This window comes from Nitrospira japonica, assembly GCF_900169565.1.
Lineage (GTDB): Bacteria > Nitrospirota > Nitrospiria > Nitrospirales > Nitrospiraceae > Nitrospira_C > Nitrospira_C japonica_A.
Genome location: NZ_LT828648.1, coordinates 3,686,969 through 3,708,565, shown reverse-complemented (window position 1 = coordinate 3,708,565; position 21,597 = coordinate 3,686,969). Strand labels below are relative to the sequence as shown.

Genomic DNA, 21,597 nt, shown 5'->3' with positions numbered 1-21,597 from the left:
AGCGGAACGCTTACTTCATCAGAAAGGCTTTTGAGTCCTCTCCCGATGCCGTCGTGACGGTCAGGATGGCGAGTCCCTTTCGTCCGCCGGACGGAACGGTTGCCGTGACGGTCGTGTCGTTCTTGAACGCAAATTTGGCCGGCCGTCCCGGTCCGAACGAGACGCCCCGCAGGCAGTTTGCCGGACCGAACTGGTATCCCTTGATGGTCACGCTGTCTCCGGCCTTTCCTTCATCCGGCGCGACTTTCTCGATCTTGGGCGCCATGCCGAAACAGGCGTTCGTCGTGCCCGCCGCGTCAGCTGATTTCGATTTGTCCTGTTTGGGCTTGGAGGCCTTGGCTTGCGGGGCAGCCTTCGGTGCCTTGGTCTGCTTGTCCTTGTCGGCGGCGAAGACGGGTGAGGGAGCGAGCGTCGGGCAGAACCACAATACCGCGCCGAAAATCGCCATCGGCGCAAGATTCACGGACTTCATCATACCGGCCTCCTGTTGGTCACAACCAATATTCGGGAACGCGATGCGTTACTCTTCGATGGTTGAAATGTCGCCGGGATCCTGTCCCAGTTCCTTCGCTTTGAGCACCCGCCGCATGATCTTGCCGGATCGGGTTTTGGGCAGCGAGGTCACGATGTCGATCTCAGCCGGCACCGCGATCTTTCCCAGTTCGTGTTTGACTTGCTCTTTGATGGAGTGGATGAGTTCGGGAGTTTCCTTTTCCCCTTGCTTCAAAATGACGAAGGCCTTGATGGATTCGCCCACCGTCTTGTGGGGCTTGCCGATCACCGCGGCCTCGGCTACCGCCTGGTGACTGACGAGGGCGCTTTCCACCTCCGCGGTTCCGAGCCGGTTGCCCGCCACTTTGATGACGTCGTCGGCACGGCCCATGAACCACATGTAGCCGTCGGCGTCCTTGTGGCAGACGTCTCCGGCCGTGTAGCAATTCGGGATCGTCGTCCAGTAGACCTTGTAGCGATCGGGATCCTTATAGATGGTCCGCATCATCGAAGGCCAGGGTTTCTTGATCACGGCGAACCCGCCGGCATTCGGGGGAAGACTGTTGCCCTGCCGATCGACGACGTCGGCTTCGATGCCGAGGAACGGTCTCGTGGCTGATCCCGGCTTCAGCGGTACGCTGGGAAGCGGCGTGATCAGGATCGATCCGGTTTCCGTCTGCCACCAGGTATCCATGATGGGTTTGTCGCCGCCGGTTACGCGATGGAACCATTCCCAAGCCTCGGGATTGATGGGTTCACCGACGCTGCCCAGAATGCGCAGTGTGGACAAGTCGGACTTCTTGGGCCAATCTTCTCCGTAGCGCATCAACAACCGGATGGCGGTCGGGGTCGTGTAGAAGATCGACACGCCGTAGCGTTCGATCAAGTCCCACCACCGGCCCGGGGTGGGATAGTCCGGTTTGCCCTCCGCGGTCAAAATGGTCGCGCCGTTGAGCAAGGGGCCGTACACGATATAACTGTGACCTGTCACCCAGCCGGGATCCGCCACGCAGAAATACACATCGTCGTCCTTCAGATCGAAGACATACTTCGTCGTGGCATAGGTGCCGACCATGTAGCCGCCGTGCACGTGGACCACGCCCTTCGGTTTGCCGGTGGTGCCGGACGTATACAGAATATAGAGCGGCGCTTCGGCGTCGAGAGGCTCCGCGGCACAGTGAGGCGTCTCATGCCGGAGCCAGTCGTGCCAATCGATTTCCTTCGGGGCGGACAACGCCGGCCCAGGAGTCTGTCTGCGTACCACCACCACGTGTTCCACCGTGGCGCAACTCTTCACGGCCTCGTCGACGACCGGTTTGAGATTGATGATCTTGCCTCGATCGAACCCCACGTCGGCGGTAATCACGAGTTTCGCCTCCGCGTCGTTGATGCGGCTCGACAGGGCCGGAGCGCTGAATCCGGAATAGACGACGCTGTGGATCGCGCCGATTCTGGCACAGGCCAGCATCGCCACCACTTGTTCCGGAATCTTGGGCAGGTAGATCGTCACGCGGTCGCCCTTCTGAATCCCGAGCTTCTTCAGCGCGTTCGCGCAGCGATTGACTTGCCGATGGAGTTCGGCGTAGGTGAAGATCCGTTCCTGATCGTTCTCACCCACCCAGATCAACGCGACTTTGTTTTTGCGCCAGGTCGCGACGTGGCGATCAAGGCAGTTATAGGCGATATTGCAGGTCGCGCCGACGAACCACTTGGCCCAGGGGTAGTTCCACTCGAGCACCGTCTTCCAGGGGGTGAACCATTCCAATTCCTCGGCCATGCCGCTCCAGAACGCTTCAGGGTCGGCGATTGACTGCTTGTATGCGGTCTCGTAATCCTGAATGTGGGCTGCGGAGACGGTCTTGGGCGTCGGCCGGTAAACCCGGCTTTCTTTCAGGAGGGTATCGATGTTATCCGCCATAGTCGCGCGCTCCTGCCTGGCGTTCGAGTCCGCCGTGCGAATCGGCCACAACCATACCTTGGTCCGGGGAACTATGCAATCCGCAACGCGGCGGTGCGGAGGTGATCGGCGTGGCCTGTCTTTCGCCGGAGTGTTTCTTGACAGTCACGGGAATGCGAGAGTAGGCTAAATTTTCAGAGTGGTTCCACGCCGGTTCTTGCTTATGTCGCCACGGTTTGCCAGTCGCGTCCGCTTTTTCGTTCGATCGCTGTGTTCCTGCCTGCTTCTCGCGTCGGTGACGTCCTCCACATTCTCCGCCTGGGCGCAAATGGGAAAGCCGGAAGGACTGTATTACAAGTCCTGGGCGGTCGTCATCGGCATCGAGAACTACGTCGTGGCGCCCAAGCTGCCCGGCGCGCGGGAAGACGCCAAAGCAATGGCCCAGGCCCTGCGCGGGCTTGGTTTTGAAGAGGTCGTGGAGCTGTACGACGGCGAGGCCAGCTTTCGGCGGCTCCAGCAGTTGCTGTCCGATTTTCTTCCGCGCAAGGTCGGGCGTCAGGACCGTCTGGTCATCTATTTCGCTGGCCATGCCGGAATGGCGCGCGACCAATCGGGTAGCGAAGCGGGCTATCTGGTTCCGTGGGACGCGCAGCCCAACAACGTATCCAAGGCGGTGACGTTCGACCAACTCAAGGAATTCAGCCGGCGCACCGCCTCGAAACATACGCTCTTGCTGCTGGACGTCGCCGTGCGAGGGTGGGAGGTCAGCGCGGCACAGCCCTTGTCGCTGGAAGGACGGATCACGCCGGAGGACGATCAGGAAAAGCGGGCGGTTCAAGTTTTGACTGCCGGGGATAAAGGCGAGACGGCTGTCAGGACGCAGGATCGCAGTCTGTTCGTTCAGGTGCTTGCCGCGGGGTTAGCCGGTGCCGCGGACCTGGACAAGAACGGATGGTTGATGGCGTCGGAGTTAGGACACTATGCGATCCAGCAGATCCAGGAGCAATCCAAGGGAGCCCAGCACCCGCTGTTCACACAGCTCGAAGGGGACGGCGACACGATTCTCATCGAAGGCCGCAAGGCGGCGTTCAGGCTCGGAGGAGAACCGCAGTCGCCGGCCGAGCGCAAGCAGGCGGCCAAGTTGCAGTACGAGCAGGCGTTTGCGTTGCTGCAGACCGGGAAGTCGGCGGACGAAGCGTTGGATCGCCTCAACCGTGCGCTGGAATACGATCCGGAATACGGCGATGCGTACGTGTTGAAGAGTTACGTGCGGCTCGAAGTCCTGCCGGACCTCAACGAGGCCCTGTCCGCCGGTACGCTGGCCGTGCAGCATGCGCCGAAGAATCCCGACTCGCACTATACGCTGGGATTGATCTACGAAAAGAGGGGACAGTACCAGGAAGCCGAACAAGCCATGTTGAATGCGCTCGCGGTCAATCCGGCCTATATGGACGTCTACTTTTCGCTCGGAGTTCTGTACGAAGACGAACTGAAAAACGATCAGAAGGCGATCGAAGCCTTTCAACGGTACCTGGAACTCGGCGGCAATCACGTGCGAGCCCGCGAAGCCGTCGCGCGGGGCAACCGGTCGCAGCCGGGGAAGCCTTAATCCTTCCCGCCCCCTTTCAAGTAACCCAGGCCGATCTTGAGCGCGCGTCTCGTGATCTCTGCCCACCGTACCTGAGGATACTCCGCCAGTACCGCCGCCGCTTTAGGATCCTGCACGTCCAATCCAACGATTCGGATGATACCATCTTCGATTTGTACGTCCGCCATAGTCTGTTTCCTCTTCTCCGAGGGCTCAAAAATGGGCACTCTCGGGATCCTGCGCGTTGACTCAATAGGTCGTGCATGTTAGCATAAATCCGCTCGATTTCTCGCTATTCGAACGCCCGATGAGTCGATTAACCGCGAAGGAGGAAGTCGCATGAGCCAGCCGCGTGGAATCCTTTCACAATTGGCCGGTGGTGGGGTCGCGCTCATACTGATCGTCGGGCTTGCCGCGTGCGGCGGTCCTCCGAAGTGGGTCAAGCAGGGGTCGGGCGCGATGAGCGAAAAGGACAGTAAGGCGTTTTTCGGCGTAGGATCCGTGACGGGGGTCAGAAATGAACCGTTGGCCTGGGATACGGCAGAGAACAGAGGGCGCGCCGAGATTGCTAAAACATTCGAGACCTATACCGGCTATCTCATGAGAGACTATGCGGCCTCGACGACGGCGGGCGATTTCACCCGGATGTCGGAAGAGCAGAACGTCGAGCGGGCGATCAAGACGATCACCACGACTACTTTGAGCGGCGTGCGGCCCATCGATCGCTACAAGGACGAAAAAACCGGCACCTATTACGTCCTGACCAAGCTGAATCTGGAAGACATGAAGAACAACCTGGAGCATGCCAAGGAACTGAACGCGGAGGTCAGGGACTACGTGCGGAAGAACGCGGACAAGGCATTCGAGCGTCTTGAGAAGGAAGAAGACAAGCGCGCGAATCATTGATCGCGCACGTCGCTAATCGTATCAAGCGGGCGGAGGGATGATGGGGAGTATAGGGCAGCGGGGTTTTGCCGGTGCAGTAGGATCGGTCGTGCTCTGTTTCGGGTTCCTGACGCTGGCCGGCTGTGGAAGCGAGACGAAAGTGACCCGCGTGGATACCGGTGTGGTGACCGATCTCAGCGGGCGCTGGAACGATACCGATTCCCGCATGGTGGCGGAAGCCATGGTGAAGGAGGCTCTCGATTATCCCTGGCTGGGCAACTTCAGCGCGGCCAAGAACCGTCAGCCGGTCGTGGTGGTGGGTACGGTGCTCAACAACAGCCACGAGCACATCAACGTGCAGACCTTCGTCACGGATCTCCAGCGCGAATTGACGAACTCCCAAAAAGTGACCTTTGTGGCCAACAAGGGTGAACGCGACGAAGTGCGCAATGAGCGGAAGGAACAGGCGATGTATGCCCGGGAAGACACGCAGAAGGCGCCCGGCAAGGAAATCGGCGCAGACTATATGATGAAGGGCACCATCGCCACGATTCTCGATGAAGCCGAAGGCACCAAAGCGATGTTCTACCAGGTGGATCTTCAGATGGTTGACTTGGAAAGCAATGCCAAGGTCTGGTTTGGCCAGAAAAAGATCAAGAAAGTGATCGAGAAAAAACGCACCGTTTTCTGACAGCCAGAAGTCCGTTGAGCTGCTTCGTCTCACGCCCCACCGTACAGGATCCTGCGCGGTGGGGCGTTTGTCTTTCGACCATTCTCACCGTCTCCATACTCCTCACCGCAAGCGGATGCGGTTCGTTCGGCAAGCACTATGTTCAGGCGGACAAGAGCTTGCTAGTCCACGATTATCAGCGCGCGGACGCGGCCATCAAAGAAGCGGAAGACGAATATGGCGACAAGAGCCGCGTCTTGTACGGCATGGATCGGGGCATGACGCTGCATCTCGCCGGCGACTACAAGCAGAGTAACCTCCTGTTGGAACAGTCGGACGACGAGGTCGAACGCCTCTACACCAGAAAGGTCCGCACGGAAACCGCCGCGTTCCTGACCAACGACAACGCGCTGCCGTATGAGGGCGATCCCTACGAGCAGGTCATGCTCAATGTCGTGAAGGCGCTCAACTACGCCATGCTGGGTCTCTGGCAAGAATCACTGGTGGAGGCCCGGCGCATCGATCATCGTCTGAACGTGTTGTCCGATCGCGTCAAAGATAAAAGCGCCTATCGGGAGGACGGCTTTGCGCGCTATCTCACGGGTATACTCTACGAAAGTACCGGCGACGTGAACAACGCCTTCATTGCCTATCGCAAGGCCTACGAAACCTACGACTCAATGAAGGGCTGGTCGCGGGTCGGAGAACCAAGGCAGTTGCAGAGCGATCTGTTGAGAACGACGGACGGATTGCATTTGACGTCGGAGTTTACCGCCTACGAGCGGGCCTTTCCGGGTGTGCCGTGGCAGTCCGTTCAAGCGCAGCAGAATCTCGCCCAAGTGGTCGTGATCAGCTATAATGGCCGCGCACCCCGGAAGGAGGACCAGTTTCTTGATCTGCCCATCAGTATGGATGCGCTCCAATTGGTCCTGATCAACCGGGCGCTGACCAATCCGAATACTCCGGAGAACCGAGCCAAGGACAGCGTCCTCTACGGCTTGAACGGGCGCGTCGTTCGCGTGGCGTTGCCGAAGTTGATTCCACAACCTACACAGGTGCCGGTAGACATAGTCACACTCAATGCCGCGTCAGGGGATCCGGTCTTGGTCAAGACCGAGCCGGTGCATCAGGTGACGGCCCTTGCGGAGAAATCCTTGTCGGAACGGCTGCCGGGCATCGCCGTCAAAGCCGTAGCCAGGGCGGCCACAAAATATGCGATGGCGGAAGCCGCGACCAGAGGATCGCAGAGCGCCGCGGGGCAAAAAAATGCCGATTGGGTCGGACTACTGGTCAGCTTGATCGCGCATGGCTATGCGGTGGCTTCGGAGGAATCGGATAAGCGCAGTTGGCGGACATTGCCCGATCAAATCCATCTCGCCCGGCGCTGGGTGTCTCCCGGTCACTATGACGTCAGGGGCGCCGGTTTTACGGGAGAGGGGCCTCCGGGAAGCCGGTCCCTTTCCCTGTCCCCCGGGCAAACGGTGTTTCTGATTCAGCGGGTGGTGCAATGATTGACCGGATGCCGGTGCTTGTCATCTGCGCGGCCGCCCTGTTGCTCGTCGGATGTTTCGGCGGAAAAGCCAAGCCGGCCTGGGTCAACGGCATGAGCCCCGACTATTCGGCGGACCAATATCTCACCGGGGTCGGTCAATCAGACAGAAGCGCGGTGGCGGAAGATCAGGCCTATGCAGCCCTGGCCCGCGTGTTCAAGACGGAAGTGTCCGCCCAGGCGAAGGATTGGGAGTCGTATTTGGTCGTCGAGCAGCGGGGACAGAGCCGCGACGAGCGGCGCCTGACCATCGACAACCTCACCAAGGTCTCGACGGACAAAGTGCTTGAAAACGTCAGGATCGCGGATCGATGGTTTGATTCGAAGAAGCAGGTGCACTATGCCCTGGCGGTCATGCAGCGCTCGCAGGCCGAGACGGCGTTCATGGAGAAAATCACCGAATTGGATCGCGGCATTCAGGCGGACGTCGATGACGCGCACCGGTCCGCGGACAAACTGGCCAAGGTCCGTGGATTGCGGCGGGCGGCCCACAATCTCGTGATTCGCGAAACCTATAATGCCGATCTCCGCGTCGTCCGGCCAAGCGGACAGGGGATGGCGTCGCCCTACCGCGTGAATGAGCTCACGATGGAACTGGAGCAGTTCCTGGCGACGAATCTATTATTCGCGATCGACGTGACGGGCGATCAGACCCAGGCCGCGCAACGGGCCTTGAGCGAGGGGTTGATCCGGGAAGGTTTGCAGATCGTGGATCGTCCTGCGACCGAATCCGTTTCCAGCTCCGCCTCGGGAGGTCATGCACCGGAACTGCTGTTGCGCGGGTTCGTCCGGGTCTGGCCGATCGACGTGCGAGATCCGCAGTTCATGTACGTCCGCTGGTGCGGCGACTTTGAGGTCGTGGAGATCAAGGGACAACGGCCAAGGCGGTTCGCGTGATGCAGCAAGAGTTGTCGTCCGACGTGGCCAAAGCGATCGCCGGGCATATTTATGGAGAATCCGAACTGCCGGCGGAGGCGACCCGCCCCGCCGGCTGTCCGCGTGAGGGAGCCGGCCAAAAACCGGCAGCAGCAACGCACTAATAGCAGGAGGGAGAGCGCAGGTATGAGTAGATTGAGCGTAAGTGGCCGGGCGCCGAGAAGCCGGGGGCGCGGGTTGACTGCAACACAACAGCGGGTACCGAGCCGTCTTGCCAAGCGCCGGCTGGGAGATCGGCTCAAGGAAGACACCGTGCTGTTCAACAAAGGCAATCTCGCCGACAAGCTTCGCCGGGAAGGCTATGAGGAAGTCCCGCTGGATGAACTCCAGGACCGGCTCTCCAAGCTGCAAGGTCCCCTGGCCGCCGTTATCTTGAAGGGGAGGATTTGAGCCCATGCCGTACTACTACTTCGATTCGACGGCTCTCGTGAAGCGCTACAGCATGGAGCGCGGGACCCGCATCGTCAATAAGCTGATGGTCAAGCGCGGGAAAGTGGCGATTCTGCCGACGTGGAGCGTCACGGAATTGTATTCGTCATTTTCCAACCGGGCCCAGCAGGGCGAGATCACGAGAGATGATTGCTACTCCGTGATCCACAAGTTCGAGCGCGAATCCATGGAAGGCCTGTTCCAGTTCATCGTGCCGACGACGCAGACCTATTTGGCCACCAAGGAACTGGTGATGGAATATCCGTTTCTTCGCGCGCAGCAGGTCATGCATCTGGCATTGGCGTTGGAACTCAAGCCGCTCCGCCTGACGGTCGTCAGCGCGGATGTTCAATTGCTCGCGGCCAGCAAGACCGCGGGGCTGCACGTCATCAATCCTGAAGAGGACTAGAGAACAGCGTCTGGCGTATAGCTTATGGCAGTTACGGGACTGCGATGGCGGGGACTTTGTCTTGGTTCGAGCTATAGGCCATAGGCTATAAGCTCTTTCCGATGCTTCACGGGATCAGGGGCACTGATAGTCGCTGATCATCGAGGCGACGACGGTGACCCAGTCGTCGGCCGCTTCCCGAAGTTTCTTGGTGCGTTCCCGCACGTCGGCCGGCGCCTGCTCGTCGGGCACCAGCAAGACGAGGGCTTGCTGCAGGCTGCCCTGCGCCAGCGCCAAGCTGCCGCAGACGCCCGACGACGCCGGTAATTGCCCCCCGGCCCGCCGGAACAGCGCAATAGCCCGATAACCGTGTTCCTGCGCGCGGAAAAGCGGTTCGGCTCCCTGATAGAGTTTTGCGGCCGCCGGATCGTCCCGATGGCTCTTGCTCAGTTGCTTCGCCATGAGCGCGGCGCGGCCCATGCTGAGCGCGGCGCCGTCCGGGTCGTCGTTGCCGATGGCTTCCTCCGCGCGGGCGCGCAGACGATCCAACTCGGCGGCTTCCCCGATCACCTGGCTCCAGGCCGCCTGTGCATGGGGCAACGTGCAAAGGGCGACGACGAGACTGATCCGCATCTGGGCGAGCATGGAAGGCATTGGCGGGATCCCGGCTACTGCAGATACTCCCAGGTGTCGATCTGTTTGATGGTCCAGTTCACCGCTTCTTTCAGCTTGACCATCTTCGGGTCGGCGTCGTTCTCTCGCACATTGTAGAGGGATTTCTGAAGTGCCAGCAGCGGTTCGTGCGCGCGCCGGTCCGGCAGTTTACCCAAAGCCCACACCACTTCGGTCTTGAGCGCGACGTCGTCCGTCGACTTGAGCGTCTCGAGGAGCGGATCGACGATGGTGAAGTCGCCGTGCAGGGCTCCAAGAATGCCCAGGGCTTTGGCCGCAGACGGCCGCAACTCCGGACGGCCGGTCTTCATCGTCTCCACCAGGGCCGGGACGGTATCCTTCTGGCCGATGTTACCCAGCGCCAGCGCCGATGCCTTGGCGATTTCGAGATCGGGTCCCTTAAGGCCGGCCAGCAGACGCGGAACCGCATCGTTTGAGAACAGGTAGCCGAACAGGTTCACCAGCCTGATCTTCCGCGCCGACGGCGTCGCCGGATCGTCATACAACTTGAAGAGGCGTTCTTCCTGCCCCCATTCGGCCGTAATGAGCGTGGGAAAGTCGTAGTCGTCCAGCCGCTCTCTGAGATGATTCATCGCATAGGTTCCGGCGTCGCCGGCTTTTGCCGCGACGGCCGCCGGTTCGGCGTCCGCAAATTCCGTCCGCACTTCCTTGTGCCAGCCCATTTTCTTGCCGTCCAGGAAATAGACCAGTTGGCAGGCGGGACCCTTCCATAAACGGGACGGTGAATCTGGAAGGTCCGCATCGCTGCCCATTTTCGTCGTGCCTTCCCACGTCTTTCGCTGTTCGCATTTGACCTGCACCAGCACGTCGTGCGGTTGAGCCGGATCGGCCACCACGGTGTAGCCGAGTTCGCGCAGCCGCTTCGAGATCAAGTCCAGGAACGGCGCCGGATCGGCCGGTCCCTTGTCGGTCAGGGCGATGACCTCCAGGAGCACCCGATCGATCTTCTTGACCTGCAGTTTCTGCTGCTCGGTGAAGGATTCGCGGCGGGCCCAGCTCGGAACCGGGAGCAGAGCGAGGACGACCAAGGTGCCGAGGAGAATTCGGGTTGGCATGCAGCTACTGTATCGAACGAGGCGCAGTCCTGGCAAGCTGACAAAGTTGCAAGGTTCGGAACGGCGTCAGTATAATCGCCGCATGCTGCAGCATACCGCGAGAGTCGGATTCATCGGTGCGGGCAATATGGCCGAATCCCTCATCGCGGGCCTGCTCCATGCGAAGCTAGTTCTTCCGTCGCATCTCATCGCATCGGACATCGATCCGGCCGCGCGCGACGTCATCAGCGGGAAATATCACGTGGCGACCACGGCCAAGAACGCGGAGGCGGCCGACGAAGCCGACCTGCTCGTGCTGGCCGTGGAGCCGCAGGTGCTCGACCAGGTCTTGAACGAGATCGCCGACATTCTGCCGGACAAGACTTTGATCGTTTCGGTCGCCGCCGGCTATCCCATCGCGCGCATCGCCCGGCACCTGCGGGGCATGAAACGCAAGAAGATCGTCCGCGCCATGCCCAACACGCCGTCCGCCATTCGGGAGGGCGTCACGGCCATCGCCGGCGATGAGGAAGTGCCGGGTGACGAGTTGGCGACGGCCCGATCCCTCTTTGAAACGATCGGTCACGTCGTGGTGGTGCCGGAACGGTTGTTGGATGCGGTCACCGGGTTGAGCGGGAGCGGACCGGCCTACGTGTACATCTTGATAGAAGCGCTGGCGGACGGCGGCGTGAAGATGGGGCTTCCGCGCCAGACGGCCCAACTGCTGGCCGCGCAAACCGTGGCCGGCGCCGCGCGGCTGGTCCTGTCGTCCGGCGAACATCCGGCCCTGTTGAAGGATCGGGTGGCGTCCCCGGGGGGAACCACGATCGCGGGTATTCACGCCTTGGAATTGGGACAGTTTCGCGCGACCGTCACGTCGGCGGTCGAGGCCGCGACGACGCGATCGGCCGAGCTGGGTTTGGAGCATCAATGAGAGCAAGAGCCTGGTCGCGGCCGTCTATCGGAGCAGCGGTACGAGATGGTTCACATCGTAGGAGGAGGGGATCGTGCAGTATTGGGTGAAGGTGGTGTTCGTGGATAACCAGGAGTTGGTCGTCAAGGACGCGATCCGGCATACGATCAGCGACGACATGGAAGTGCTGGAAGTGGATTCAGCCAAAGAAGTCGTCATCATTCCGATGAAACAGATCAAGTACGTCGCCTGCGACGCCACCGTGTTCGCGACAAAGTCTAAGACGTAGCAGCGCCTTCTCGCACTCCAAGTTTTCTCCCGTTTCAGTGGTGACTTCCACAACGGGGCAGAGAAAAGGTACTCACGCGTAGCTCCCTCCTTTTCTTATTCACGTCATACTCACGCAAGGGGCGAGGCAGCGAGGGGAATTGCTAGCTGTCGTGCCGCCACGATTGCCGTATCATCCATTATTTAGGTCGGCACTTCAGCCGGTTCAGACGCAATCAACCAGAGGCCATCATGCAATTTCCAACGACCTTCTCGGCAGCGACCAGACTGGTAGACAGAACGCTCATCGGTTTGTACCACCTGCTAAAGGGTGAGCATTGGCTGCAATACACGCCGTTTCAGGCTTGTGGAAATTACGTCAAGTTACGGAACACCATCCAGGCACGAGACAAGCTGGTCATGGAAGAACCATTGAGGAGCAAGTATCGTGAGGCTCTCACGTATTTAGCCGATAAGTATGGTCCGGGCTCGCTGGGAGATTATCTGGAATTTGGCGTCTACAACGGCACGTCTCTGACCCAGATGCATCGTGTGCTGGAAGACCTCGGTCTCGAGCATGTGCGGTTATTGGGCTTCGATTCATTCGAGGGATTGCCCGTGGAGGCCAGTTACGATGATGAAGGGCATTGGCGTCCCGGCTCGTTCAAATCCGAGCATGCGTTCACCATGCAGGTATTGCATTGGGAGAAGATCAATTTTCAAAGAGTCGTCTTGACGAAAGGGTTCTTCGAGTCGACGCTCACAACAGATTTACGGGCGAAACAGCATATCACCAAGGCCAGCGTCATCATGATTGATTGCGACATGTATCTCTCGGCGAAAACTGCCTTGGAATTCTGTGCCCCGTTGATCGTCGATGAGACAGTGATTGTCTTTGACGACTGGTTCCCTCTGGCGGACAGGAGTCTGGGCGAGAAACGAGCGTTCGATGAATTCCTTCAGGCTCATCCCTATTTTCAAGCCAAGGAGTTCGGGACCTATCCGCCGTATGGGAAAATATTTGTGCTGGCGCGCTCTTCAGCCTTGGAAATGCACAACTCTGTTGCGGCTTGCGCGTCACAGCCGGCGTTCTGTTCTGAAGTATGACGCGAATCATGGGGCCCGAGTAAGATCGGGCTGATCCGCGTCAGGAATGGCGGTCCAGAATGTCTAATACCGCCCGGTTCCATCCCACCGGGCCGATGCCGTCCGCGCGAATCATTCCCGGCACGCGTACGTCAGGATCGTAGGTGCCGTCCAGCCGTTGCACCAGGACCGGGTGATCCACCATGGTCAGGAGGGGCGCATCGTTGAGGCTGTCGCCGATGCCGATCGTCTCGATGCGGATCGGTCCCTCCTGCAGCCTGAACTGCCGTTGATAGCAGCGGAGCAGCAGAGCCGCCGCCTGGCCCTTGTCGTTCCGACCCGTCAAGTGAAAGAGCCGCCCGCCTTTGGTCCAGTGCAGGCCCCTCATGATGATTTGCCGGCAGACTTCCGCCACGAGGCTCGGCGGGCCTTCGACCAGATAGGGTTCGTCGTATTCGCGTTGCTTGGCCAGCTCCGCGTCCGTCTTCGACAGCCCCGTCACCCGCATGATCTCGCCGACCGAGAGATCGCCGAACCCGCGCAGCGGTGTTTCCACCGCCTCCTCGATCTGCTTCAACACGTCCCGAAGCATGTGATAGGGCAATCCCAATTCGATGACGTCATAGGCGGATCGCTTGCGTGCCCGTTCGATCGGGAAGTCGAAACGGCCTTGCGGAATGAAGACCGCCGCGCCGTTCTCCACGATGAAGGGATCCCGATGGTCGAGGCGCGCGCGGAGGGGCTCCATTTCGGCGCGGGTCTTGCTCGACACCAGCACCAGCGGAATGCCGCGGGCCCGGACCTCGCGCAGGGCCTGGATCGCCGCATGGAAAGAATAGGTCATGCCGTCCAGCAGCGAGCCGTCCAGGTCGGTGAAAAGGACGAACTGCGTAACCGGCCGCTCCAGGAGCGTGTCGGAACCGTCGTGGCTGAGGCTTGAAATCATCGTCGTCCAGCTTGTGCGAATGACTACCAGTGGCGGAGGTCGTCCGGCACGTCGGTCCTGGTCGGAAGCAACTTTTTCTCGAGGAAGGCCTTGGCCAGGTCCGTTGCGCCGAACCCGAATGCAATGGCCGCCGCCAAGACCAGTCCGCCCCACGTGATGCCGAAGCCCACCACGACGATCTGTTCGGCGATGCCCAGCTGCTCGAGCGCCATGGCCACGGCAAGCAGTTGAAGTCCCCAGCGCGAACAGGTCGCCAGCAATCGGGCGGGTGCCAGGCCCGCATTGACCGCGGCGATCAGGATCGCCTGGGACGCGAAATTCGAGGCGACATAGCCGGCCAGCAAAATGATGCTCGCCGTGATCAGGCGGGGCACGTAGGCCAACAGCGACTGGGCAACTTGGTTGATGGGAGCCAGGTTGAGCGCGCTGACGACCGCCACGCCGGTCACGAGGACGACGGTCCAGTGGAGACCTCGGCCGACCAGGCGCGAGGGATCCGTCTTGACCCCGGCGCGCAGCAACGCCGCCGTGACGCCGACCCGGTTGCACAGGTGATCGAAGCCGAGGACACGCAGCAACCGTTCGGCGAGGAAGCCAACCCCGCGAGCGGCCAGCAGGCCGGCCAGCAGGAGGATGCCCATCGCGATGAGGTTGGGGAAGATGGCCGTAGCGTAACCGGCCAGCACGGTCAAGGGAGCCATCAGCGCTTGCTCAATAAAGGTGTTCATGACGGCCTCCCGACTCCGGCGCCGTCGTGGTCAACGCCGGCCGTGCCGGTCCATCGCGACGGCCGTTCTTCCCACCGCTCGAGCAGATAGGGTTTGCGGTCCTCGAAGGTCGCGCAGAGCTGCTCGATGGCTCGTTCCGCCTCCACAGACGTGAGTCCCATCGTGGCGAGCACGAAGGACGCAGTCCGGCCCAGGTACAGCGGAGTCAGACATTTCAGCAGGTGTTCGCGGGGCAGGACCTGATGGTGATAGGCCGCGGCTGCGTCGAAGACGATGTGACTCCACAGTTCATCCGGAATACGGCAGTCTTTTCCCCTTTGGCCGTTCAGATCGATCAGGTGTTCGAAGGTGGCGTGGCTCAGAATCTCCCGCCACAGCGGCGCCAGGTCGGTCAGTCCCTGCTGAAAATAGGAGACCATGCGGTCTACGTCCACGTGGACCGGCTCCACGCTGACTTCGTAGGGAAAGCCGAAAAGCGGGACGGGATGCGAGCCTACGACCGCGGACCAGCCCGTGACGTGCCGTTCCATGGAGGCGAACAACGACCCCACGACCTGGCGCAGCATGTCGGACAAATCGGATGCGGGATCTTTGGGGTTGTGGATCTTCGCGCCCAAGAAACTTTGGCACACGCGGGCGCCGCAGGCGATGGCCTCCGTGGTCATCCAAATGTCGATGCCGAACCGTGCGACTTCCGATTCCCAGACGTGCTGATCCAGATAATGGGCCGCGAGGGCGCCGGAGAATCCGAACTCGCCTCCGATCGGCTGGCGGATCCGGTTGCCGTACAGCGCGCGGGTGAGTGGATAGGCCAGGCTGTTGGTGATGGTGCCGTCGTATTTGTGGCGCAGATAGAATGGGGCGACGTAGTCGAATTCTCCCTCCACGGTCGGGCGCAAAAGCATCTCGATCCATTCGGGCGAGATGCTGCGCAGATCGGCATCGACCACGGCGCAGGCCCTGGCGTTCAACTGCCGTGCGATCTCGAAAATGGTCCGGAACGCGCTGCCCTTGCCGGGGATGCCGTGGTAGGGCGTCACGATCCGGTGGAGCACGCTTTGCCGGTCGGCGATCAAGAGCTGGCGATGGTCCACCGCCGTCTGCGCGACTACGGCGGTCGTATCATCGGAGGAGCCGCCGTCGGCGTTCACGAGCACCGCGCGTTTGGCGGGAAAATACTTTGCCAAGCCGGCCGCGACCGCGCGAACCACATGGCCGACCGTGGCGGCGTTGTTGTAGCTGGGAATGCCGACGAGAATGTCGGCGAAGTCGATCTCCCGCAGGCGACTCTCCGTCGCCGGCGCCAGTGGGATGCGGTCGTGGCTCATCGGGGTGTGACGGCCGGTTCGGCCGTGGGATCCCAGGCATGGTCCTCTTCCACCGCTTCGATCATGCGGTCGAAGACGTCGGGAATGGCATGGGTCACACGGCTCCAATTGGAAATCATGGGAACGCCCAGGGGATCGTCGAGAAATCCCTCGGTGGCGAGCTTCATGCCCTGCAGGAACACCTCCACCGCGGTCCGCTCTTCATGGCGGTCGAACATCAGGCTGTTGATGGCCGCGTCGTTCTCATACCGGTTGATGGCTTCCTGCGCGCTCTGCACGTATGTGGCCCGCAAGGTCTTCAGCACGCTGTCGGAGAGCACGACTCCTTCGCTCGCCAGGTTGCGAAACAGGGACTTGGTGATGTCCACGCACATCTTGAGCAGGCCGGTATCCGCATCGTTGTCCGAAAGGGGTTGATGCTTGTGGTCGTACGTGTCGGCAATGTCGGCCTGGCAGATGCGGCGGAGTGCGCAGTTGCGATAGATCTCCGCCAGGACGCCGATTTCCAGCCCCCAGTCGCCCGGGATGCGGTTGGTCCAGGCCAGATCGCGCACCATCGCAAACTCGCCCGCCAGGGGATAGCGGAAACTGTCGAGAAATGTCAGGAGCGGGTGGGGGCCCACGAGCTGTTGCAGGCTCCGGATGAGCGGCGTGATGAACAGCCGGGTGACCCGCCCGTGCAACCGGTCGGTCACGCGGCTGTAATAGCCCTTGCAGAATTCATAGTTCAGGTTGGGATTGGCGATCGGATAGCACAGCCTTGCCAGATATTCCCGGCTGTAGCTGGCGATGTCGCAGTCGTGGAGGGCGATGACTTGGCTCTCGTTGCGGGCCAGGATGTATCCGAACGCCATCCAACAGCCTCGCCCTTTTCCCGGATGGCCGATATCGAGGTTCTTGGCGACGAACAGCTTGAGCAGCGACTGGATGCGGTGGCCATCGTTCCAGATGAGGCGGACACGTTGAGGCAGCGCCGAAAAATACTGCTTGGCCAGGCGGAATTCCAGCGCCGATGCCCGATCGAGAGACACCACGATTTCATTGAGATAGGACAGGCCGCTGAGCGTGTCCAGTATGTGACGCAGCGCCGGTCTGGCCAGCTCGGCGTACAGGCAGGGGAGGACGAGGGCGATGGGATGGGTGCTGCCATGACGCGCCAGTTCCCGTTCCAGCTGCGCCACGTTCGAGGGGCCCAGACGATGGAGCACCGTGACCACGCCGTTTTGGTAGAAGTCCGACAAGACCAAACCTTCGTTGCAAGGGATCGGAAACCGGTACCGTCCGGAGGGCCCTCAATGCTTGACCGTGAGAGGCGAGAGGTCTCGGCACACGGTTCCCAGGACCGACCGAGGCCGTCACATTTGCAGCCCGCATGCCACCTGGAGGTCTTTGAAGATCGGGATAGTTGGGTTAGGGACACGAAGTAAAAGTGAAGGGATGGGGGAAGAACCATACACACAGGCGGCTGACTCGGCCAGGGCCGGCTGGTGGGACCCTAGGGCCGATCGGTGGACAGCCGCTTGGCGAGTCGGTGGGCCAGCCTGACCATCCCGGGAGACCGGTCGGCCGGGTCGAGCAGGACGTTCAGGACATGGAGCCGGCCTGAGTCGGCCAGCGCAGCGGCCAAGGTTCGTTCGAATTCCTCCTGAGTCCTGACTCTGGAACCGACTCCGCCACCGATCAGGTCGCAGACCTTCTCATATTGCCACTCGTGCACGTCGTTGAAGGGCCCTTCCAGGATCTCTCGCTCGGTCGAATAGCCTCGATTATTCAGCACAATAACAATAGGGACCTGTCCGTAGCGCACCGCGGTGGCGAGTTCGGTCCCGGTCATCTGAAAGGCGCCGTCACCCACGAGGACGATCGGCCTGACGTTCGGATCGGCGAACGACGCTCCGACCGCCGCCGGAACCGCAAACCCCATGGAAGTGTAGTAGGCAGGCGACAGGAACTCGAACCGCCGATGGACGTGAAGATCCGCTGCGGCAAACAAAGACTCGCCCACGTCCGCCACGATCAGGGTCTTGGCGTCGAGCACGCTGTCCAGGTGGCGAAAGAGTCCGCGAAGCGAGACCTGTTCCTTTGGTGCGACCGGCTTGTCCTCCACCGGGAGGGGAGGAGGAAGCGGCCGCGCCGCGAAGCCCGGGAACGGATGAGCACTCAAGGCCTGGACGAAGTCCTGGAACCGGATCGAATCGTACCGGTGGTGTTTGATCGATACGCGGTCGGCCGTCGCATGGATCGTCCGTCCTTGCGACAACAACGGAGAGTCGGCGTCGAGGCCTTCCATGTCGGACAGGATGGAGCCGAGAATCAGCAGACAATCGGAGTCATTGATGAACCGCTGGACTTCGTCACGCGCGATCAGGCCTCCATAGACTCCCACGTATAACGGATGATCCTCGCGGATGATCGATTTACCCAAGAGCGTCGAGGCGATGGGGACGTTGAGCCGTTCGACCAGACGGGCCAGGTGATCTTGAAGGCCGAACCGCCCGATCTCGGCTCCGGCCAGAATCGCCGGCCGTTTTGAGGAGGCCAGCATGGCCTTGACCTCGGTGATGGCTTCCTCCAATGCGCCGGAGTCGCTGGGCTCGTCATTCAGGCACAGGGGTTTCAGCGGTGCCGCCAAGGGCGTATGGACCAGGTCGCGGGGGATTTCTATATAAATGGGACGACGATAGCGCAGCAGCGCTGAAAATGCCCGATCCATTTCGCGTTCGGCCGTAATCGGATCGTCGAGCGAGACGGCGGCGACCGTCATCCGCTCGAAGACGTCGCGCTGCGTCGAGAACTCGCGCACCATGTGATGCATGTAGGGCATCTTGATCCGCTCGGACAGACCGGGTGATCCGGTCAGCAGCACGACGGGTGAACGCTCCGCATAGGCGCAGGCAATGGCGTTGACGGTGTTCAGTCCGCCGACGCAATAGGTCACGCAGACGACGCCGATGCCGTTGATGCGCGCATACGCATCGGCGGCGAAGCCGGCGGAGTCTTCCCGGGTCGTGCCGATATGGCGAATAGGTGAGCGTTCGATCAACTGATACAGGCTCAAGACGTAGTCGCCGGGAATGCCGAAAATATGGCGGACTCCCAACTGGTGCAGCCGTTCAATCACCGCCGAGCCGATCGTCGCCGTCTCTTTTTCGTTCATGTCGCGTGTCTCATCGGGTTGTGCATCGTAAACGTCGTGTATCTGCCTGCAGCAAACCATAGCGTCGTCCAATCGTCAAGTTGAACATCGGCGCTGGTGGCGATCGGTTTCTCTTGCGTCATGCCCTGGAACGGGCATCCAGCTCTCATCATGACACGCTGCAGTGCTTGTAATGGCAAACCGACCTGCGACCTCGGCGCTCGAGGACTTGACGCGGCGCGCGCGTCGTCGGATAAGTAAGCCATGAAAATCTCACACGAACAGCCGGCGGCGAAACTCATGCTCGCCCGGAGACAAGACCGGTCGGAGCCGGGCCATTACTGGATCTATGCCGGCTTCGTCCAGCCGGCGAGCGGCGATGTCGCAGCAGGGGACCTCGTCGATGTGGCGCATCCGGACGGCCGATTCTATGCGAGAGGCCTGTATAATCCCGCCTCGAAAATCCGCGTGCGGATCCTCACGTTCCAGGATGAGCCGGTCGATGATGCATTCTGGCGAGAGCGGATCGGAAAAGCCGTCCGTCTGCGGAAGCGCCTCGTGTCCGGTACGGATGCCTATCGGCTGGTCTACGGTGAGGCGGATTTTTTGCCCGGACTGATCGCCGACTGCTATGGGGACGTGCTCGTGCTTCAAACACTTTCGGCCGGCATGGACCGGCGCAAGCAGCGGTTGGCCGAGATCTTATGTGAGGAGAGCGGAGCGAAGCGGGTGTACGTACGGAATGACGCCAAGAGCCGGGTGCTCGAAGGGTTGCCGATGGAGACGGGGTTTCTCATGGGTGGGGGAGACACGACCATCGAGGTGCATGAAGGCCGGGCCAGGTTCATCGTGGATTTCGCGCGTGGCCAGAAGACCGGATGGTTTTGCGATCAACGGCAAAACCGCCTGGAAGCGGCGACGTTTGCGCCGAAGGCCGACGTCCTGGAGGTCTTCTGTCATACCGGCGCCTTCGGCATCCATGCGGCACTGGCGGGCGCTGCGTCCGTGGAAGGGCTTGATGTGGGAGAAGAGGCGCTGGCCTCCGCCCGGCATCATGCCCAGTTGAACGGGGTCACAGACCGGTGTACCTACCGACAGGCCGACGCCTTCGAAGAGATGCGCCGGTTGGACCGGTCCGGCCGCCGCTATGATCTGGTGTTGCTGGATCCGCCCGCATTTGCGAGAAGCCGACAGGCGGTGCCGCGAGCGCTGGCGGGCTACAAAGACGTCAACCTTCTCGGGATGCGATTGACGAAGCCGGAAGGGTTTCTCATATCGAGTTCCTGCTCACACCACGTGTCGGAGCAGGACTTCTGGCAGACTATCCGTGCGGCGGCAAGGGACGCAGGACGAGAAGTGCGTCTACTGGCACAGCGGGGACAGGCGGATGACCATCCGATTCTGGCCGCGATGCCCGAGACGCGCTACTTGAAGTGCTGCATCATGCAAGTGCTCTGAGCCCAAATTCGAAATCCGAAGCACGAAATCCAAACTTCGATCAGAGTTTCGAATTTCGAGTCTCGAAATTCGAAGCTAAGGACGCTCAAACGGTTTCTTCGGCAAGGCCGCAGCAAGGGAGGGGTGAGGCATACGTTGTTTGGTATGTCGAGCCTCCGAGAGAAGCGAGAACGCAGCCGAAGGCCCGTTTCAGCGTCCTTCAATCACTTGGTGGTTCGAAATGTCCCGACGGCCGGTTCTGCCAGGGAACCGTCGCTTGTTTCGACTGCTTGACCAGGCTTCGCAGGCTCATTTCGGCGGCTCGGAGGAGCTTCGGTTCGGCACTCTGGATGAGGGCGGTTAACAAGATAAAGAGCGAGCGGTCCATGCGGGAGCCCGTGAGGATTCGTTCCGTCACTGGGTCCGGACCAGAGGGAATCTCGACTCCTTCGTCATCCGCAAAGAGGTGCTGGAAGCTGGTCGGGTGAGTAAACAGCCAGGCTGCCGGAATCTTGAGCGCGCCCGCCAATGCCTCGAGGGTCGAGGTGCCGGGATCGACCTCCTCAGTCTCAATCTTTTCAAGGGTATAGGAAGTTATTTGGGCTTCGGTTGCCAGAGCCTCGATCGAATGGCCGCGGGACAGTCTCCAGGCTTGAATGTATGCGCCGACCCCCATACGGCGGATCATACTGAAACGGACAGGTTCACGCAACCGCACTCGCTGGGCCATTTCCTAGGCAGAGACAGGGATTTCATGAGGTTGCGAGGCCATCCCAGTAGTGGAAGATAGGCCTCCAAATCGGGTACAATGACGCTCACATCATCAATTTCGTCGCGGGTGAGGAGGTAGCCATGTTGGGAACAGATATCCGTGGAATCATGGCGGAAGAGGAAGAAGTTCAGCGCAGGCGCCAGGCGTTGAAGTCCCTATTGTCCATGAGGTCGAAGCAGCTTCGCGAATCATTGGATCAACGAATCAAGAGGGCCAGAACCGGGGGAGACTGGATCCAACTGTCGAAGGAGGAGTGCGCAACCCTTCATCGCCAGGAAAAAGCTCATCTGAAGTCGCAGCTCGAACAGTTGCAGCACGAAGACGATCGCACGCGCGGCAAACTGACTGCCTTGAAGCGGGCCAAAGCCCGCGCGCAACGTATCCGGGCCGCAGAGGCAGCCTCGGGGCGGAAACGCCGCTGAG

Annotated in this window: 24 protein-coding genes; 13 read left to right on the top strand and 11 right to left on the bottom strand. The window is 60.8% G+C overall.

What is annotated here, in order from left to right; translation table 11 throughout:
• Positions 1-10 precede the first annotated feature (10 nt).
• Together NSJP_RS17615 and acs are read right to left on the bottom strand one after the other, a co-directional pair.
• Positions 11-475 (bottom strand): hypothetical protein, encoded by a 465-nt coding sequence (locus NSJP_RS17615; RefSeq protein ID WP_080888182.1) that lies wholly within the window; start codon positions 473-475, stop codon positions 11-13.
• 45 nt (positions 476-520) lie between these two features.
• Positions 521-2,410 carry an acetate--CoA ligase gene (gene acs / locus NSJP_RS17610; protein WP_080888181.1) on the bottom strand — a complete coding sequence of 630 codons (1,890 nt, stop codon included), beginning with the start codon at positions 2,408-2,410 and terminating at the stop codon, positions 521-523.
• A gap of 202 nt (positions 2,411-2,612) precedes the next feature.
• Here acs and NSJP_RS17605 point away from each other — a divergent pair, with 202 nt between their 5' ends.
• Positions 2,613-3,998 carry a caspase family protein gene (locus tag NSJP_RS17605; RefSeq protein ID WP_080888180.1) on the top strand — a complete coding sequence of 462 codons (1,386 nt, stop codon included), beginning with the start codon at positions 2,613-2,615 and terminating at the stop codon, positions 3,996-3,998.
• Here NSJP_RS17605 and NSJP_RS19560 read toward each other — a convergent pair.
• Positions 3,995-4,165 (bottom strand): hypothetical protein, encoded by a 171-nt coding sequence (locus NSJP_RS19560; protein ID WP_172834438.1) that lies wholly within the window; start codon positions 4,163-4,165, stop codon positions 3,995-3,997. The genes NSJP_RS17605 and NSJP_RS19560 overlap by 4 nt on opposite strands.
• 151 nt (positions 4,166-4,316) lie before the next feature.
• Here NSJP_RS19560 and NSJP_RS17595 point away from each other — a divergent pair, with 151 nt between their 5' ends.
• The 7 genes from NSJP_RS17595 to NSJP_RS17575 are packed head-to-tail and all read left to right on the top strand — an operon-like array spanning position 4,317 to position 8,855.
• Positions 4,317-4,883, top strand: coding sequence for a hypothetical protein (locus NSJP_RS17595; RefSeq protein WP_080888178.1), 567 nt, complete (start codon positions 4,317-4,319; stop codon positions 4,881-4,883).
• A 37-nt stretch (positions 4,884-4,920) separates the two neighbouring features.
• A complete protein-coding gene (locus tag NSJP_RS17590) occupies positions 4,921-5,553 on the top strand; it encodes a penicillin-binding protein activator LpoB (RefSeq protein WP_080888177.1) in 633 nt (210 codons plus the stop codon).
• Between the two features lie 14 nt (positions 5,554-5,567).
• Complete coding sequence (locus NSJP_RS17585) at positions 5,568-7,043, top strand: COG3014 family protein (protein ID WP_080888176.1); 1,476 nt, start codon at positions 5,568-5,570, stop codon at positions 7,041-7,043.
• Positions 7,040-7,978 carry an LPP20 family lipoprotein gene (locus NSJP_RS17580; protein ID WP_080888175.1) on the top strand — a complete coding sequence of 313 codons (939 nt, stop codon included), beginning with the start codon at positions 7,040-7,042 and terminating at the stop codon, positions 7,976-7,978. Before NSJP_RS17585 ends, NSJP_RS17580 begins: the two co-directional genes overlap by 4 nt.
• Positions 7,975-8,121 (top strand): hypothetical protein, encoded by a 147-nt coding sequence (locus NSJP_RS19400; RefSeq protein ID WP_155970426.1) that lies wholly within the window; start codon positions 7,975-7,977, stop codon positions 8,119-8,121. Before NSJP_RS17580 ends, NSJP_RS19400 begins: the two co-directional genes overlap by 4 nt.
• Positions 8,122-8,143: 22 nt before the next feature.
• A complete protein-coding gene (locus NSJP_RS19395; protein ID WP_155970423.1) occupies positions 8,144-8,407 on the top strand; it encodes a hypothetical protein in 264 nt (87 codons plus the stop codon).
• Between the two features lie 4 nt (positions 8,408-8,411).
• Positions 8,412-8,855, top strand: a complete 444-nt coding sequence (locus NSJP_RS17575) for a type II toxin-antitoxin system VapC family toxin (RefSeq protein ID WP_080888174.1) — start codon at positions 8,412-8,414, stop codon at positions 8,853-8,855.
• 114 nt (positions 8,856-8,969) lie between these two features.
• On the opposite strand, the gene NSJP_RS17570 is transcribed toward NSJP_RS17575, so the two are convergent.
• Together NSJP_RS17570 and NSJP_RS17565 are read right to left on the bottom strand one after the other, a co-directional pair.
• Positions 8,970-9,488, bottom strand: coding sequence for a hypothetical protein (locus NSJP_RS17570; protein WP_080888173.1), 519 nt, complete (start codon positions 9,486-9,488; stop codon positions 8,970-8,972).
• A 14-nt stretch (positions 9,489-9,502) separates the two neighbouring features.
• The gene (locus tag NSJP_RS17565) at positions 9,503-10,582 is read right to left on the bottom strand and encodes a HEAT repeat domain-containing protein (RefSeq protein ID WP_080888172.1); all 1,080 of its coding nucleotides are present in this window, start codon (positions 10,580-10,582) and stop codon (positions 9,503-9,505) included.
• Here NSJP_RS17565 and proC point away from each other — a divergent pair.
• The 3 genes from proC (at position 10,581) to NSJP_RS17550 (ending at position 12,848) form a co-directional block, all read left to right on the top strand.
• Complete coding sequence (gene proC, locus NSJP_RS17560; RefSeq protein ID WP_231989423.1) at positions 10,581-11,495, top strand: pyrroline-5-carboxylate reductase; 915 nt, start codon at positions 10,581-10,583, stop codon at positions 11,493-11,495. The genes NSJP_RS17565 and proC overlap by 2 nt on opposite strands.
• Positions 11,496-11,568: 73 nt before the next feature.
• Complete coding sequence (locus tag NSJP_RS17555; protein ID WP_080888171.1) at positions 11,569-11,763, top strand: cupin domain-containing protein; 195 nt, start codon at positions 11,569-11,571, stop codon at positions 11,761-11,763.
• 230 nt (positions 11,764-11,993) lie between these two features.
• Positions 11,994-12,848, top strand: a complete 855-nt coding sequence (locus tag NSJP_RS17550) for a TylF/MycF/NovP-related O-methyltransferase (protein ID WP_080888170.1) — start codon at positions 11,994-11,996, stop codon at positions 12,846-12,848.
• A gap of 40 nt (positions 12,849-12,888) precedes the next feature.
• Here NSJP_RS17550 and NSJP_RS17545 read toward each other — a convergent pair whose 3' ends face one another.
• The 5 genes from NSJP_RS17545 to NSJP_RS17525 all read right to left on the bottom strand — a co-directional run bounded on the left by NSJP_RS17545 (position 12,889) and on the right by NSJP_RS17525 (position 18,986).
• On the bottom strand, positions 12,889-13,773 hold the full coding sequence (locus tag NSJP_RS17545) for an HAD-IIB family hydrolase (RefSeq protein WP_080888169.1): 885 nt from the start codon (positions 13,771-13,773) through the stop codon (positions 12,889-12,891).
• Between the two features lie 23 nt (positions 13,774-13,796).
• Positions 13,797-14,501, bottom strand: a complete 705-nt coding sequence (locus NSJP_RS17540) for a mechanosensitive ion channel family protein (RefSeq protein ID WP_080888168.1) — start codon at positions 14,499-14,501, stop codon at positions 13,797-13,799.
• Complete coding sequence (locus tag NSJP_RS17535; protein ID WP_080888167.1) at positions 14,498-15,829, bottom strand: glycosyltransferase; 1,332 nt, start codon at positions 15,827-15,829, stop codon at positions 14,498-14,500. The genes NSJP_RS17540 and NSJP_RS17535 overlap by 4 nt, the downstream gene beginning before the upstream one ends.
• Positions 15,826-17,070: a glycosyltransferase family protein gene (locus NSJP_RS17530; RefSeq protein ID WP_080888651.1), complete on the bottom strand. Its 1,245-nt coding sequence runs from the start codon at positions 17,068-17,070 to the stop codon at positions 15,826-15,828. The genes NSJP_RS17535 and NSJP_RS17530 overlap by 4 nt, the downstream gene beginning before the upstream one ends.
• Before the next feature lie 254 nt (positions 17,071-17,324).
• Positions 17,325-18,986, bottom strand: coding sequence for an alpha-keto acid decarboxylase family protein (locus NSJP_RS17525; RefSeq protein WP_155970420.1), 1,662 nt, complete (start codon positions 18,984-18,986; stop codon positions 17,325-17,327).
• 243 nt (positions 18,987-19,229) lie between these two features.
• On the opposite strand from NSJP_RS17525, the gene NSJP_RS17520 reads away from it, so the two are divergent.
• On the top strand, positions 19,230-20,423 hold the full coding sequence (locus tag NSJP_RS17520; protein WP_080888165.1) for a class I SAM-dependent rRNA methyltransferase: 1,194 nt from the start codon (positions 19,230-19,232) through the stop codon (positions 20,421-20,423).
• A 199-nt stretch (positions 20,424-20,622) separates the two neighbouring features.
• Here the strand turns inward: NSJP_RS17520 and NSJP_RS17515 are convergent, their stop codons facing one another.
• The gene (locus NSJP_RS17515) at positions 20,623-21,078 is read right to left on the bottom strand and encodes a helix-turn-helix domain-containing protein (protein ID WP_080888164.1); all 456 of its coding nucleotides are present in this window, start codon (positions 21,076-21,078) and stop codon (positions 20,623-20,625) included.
• A 176-nt stretch (positions 21,079-21,254) separates the two neighbouring features.
• Here NSJP_RS17515 and NSJP_RS17510 point away from each other — a divergent pair, with 176 nt between their 5' ends.
• Entirely contained in the window at positions 21,255-21,596 is a 342-nt protein-coding gene (locus NSJP_RS17510) for a hypothetical protein (protein WP_080888163.1), read from the top strand.
• Position 21,597: the final 1 nt, after the last annotated feature.

Bases quoted from the DNA above. Each gene is read 5' to 3' on its own strand.
- NSJP_RS17510 (WP_080888163.1), top strand. From the start codon at position 21,255: ATGTTGGGAACAGATATCCGTGGAATCATGGCGGAAGAGGAAGAAGTT.
- NSJP_RS19560 (WP_172834438.1), bottom strand. From the start codon at position 4,165: ATGGCGGACGTACAAATCGAAGATGGTATCATCCGAATCGTTGGATTG.
- NSJP_RS17545 (WP_080888169.1), bottom strand. From the start codon at position 13,773: ATGATTTCAAGCCTCAGCCACGACGGTTCCGACACGCTCCTGGAGCGG.
- NSJP_RS17515 (WP_080888164.1), bottom strand. From the start codon at position 21,078: ATGGGGGTCGGCGCATACATTCAAGCCTGGAGACTGTCCCGCGGCCAT.
- proC (WP_231989423.1), top strand. From the start codon at position 10,581: ATGCAGCTACTGTATCGAACGAGGCGCAGTCCTGGCAAGCTGACAAAG.
- acs (WP_080888181.1), bottom strand. From the start codon at position 2,410: ATGGCGGATAACATCGATACCCTCCTGAAAGAAAGCCGGGTTTACCGG.
- NSJP_RS17615 (WP_080888182.1), bottom strand. From the start codon at position 475: ATGATGAAGTCCGTGAATCTTGCGCCGATGGCGATTTTCGGCGCGGTA.
- NSJP_RS17540 (WP_080888168.1), bottom strand. From the start codon at position 14,501: ATGAACACCTTTATTGAGCAAGCGCTGATGGCTCCCTTGACCGTGCTG.
- NSJP_RS17565 (WP_080888172.1), bottom strand. From the start codon at position 10,582: ATGCCAACCCGAATTCTCCTCGGCACCTTGGTCGTCCTCGCTCTGCTC.
- NSJP_RS17525 (WP_155970420.1), bottom strand. From the start codon at position 18,986: ATGAACGAAAAAGAGACGGCGACGATCGGCTCGGCGGTGATTGAACGG.
- NSJP_RS17605 (WP_080888180.1), top strand. From the start codon at position 2,613: ATGTCGCCACGGTTTGCCAGTCGCGTCCGCTTTTTCGTTCGATCGCTG.
- NSJP_RS17580 (WP_080888175.1), top strand. From the start codon at position 7,040: ATGATTGACCGGATGCCGGTGCTTGTCATCTGCGCGGCCGCCCTGTTG.
- NSJP_RS17575 (WP_080888174.1), top strand. From the start codon at position 8,412: ATGCCGTACTACTACTTCGATTCGACGGCTCTCGTGAAGCGCTACAGC.
- NSJP_RS17520 (WP_080888165.1), top strand. From the start codon at position 19,230: ATGAAAATCTCACACGAACAGCCGGCGGCGAAACTCATGCTCGCCCGG.
- NSJP_RS17535 (WP_080888167.1), bottom strand. From the start codon at position 15,829: ATGAGCCACGACCGCATCCCACTGGCGCCGGCGACGGAGAGTCGCCTG.
- NSJP_RS17550 (WP_080888170.1), top strand. From the start codon at position 11,994: ATGCAATTTCCAACGACCTTCTCGGCAGCGACCAGACTGGTAGACAGA.
- NSJP_RS19395 (WP_155970423.1), top strand. From the start codon at position 8,144: ATGAGTAGATTGAGCGTAAGTGGCCGGGCGCCGAGAAGCCGGGGGCGC.
- NSJP_RS17595 (WP_080888178.1), top strand. From the start codon at position 4,317: ATGAGCCAGCCGCGTGGAATCCTTTCACAATTGGCCGGTGGTGGGGTC.
- NSJP_RS17570 (WP_080888173.1), bottom strand. From the start codon at position 9,488: ATGCCTTCCATGCTCGCCCAGATGCGGATCAGTCTCGTCGTCGCCCTT.
- NSJP_RS17590 (WP_080888177.1), top strand. From the start codon at position 4,921: ATGATGGGGAGTATAGGGCAGCGGGGTTTTGCCGGTGCAGTAGGATCG.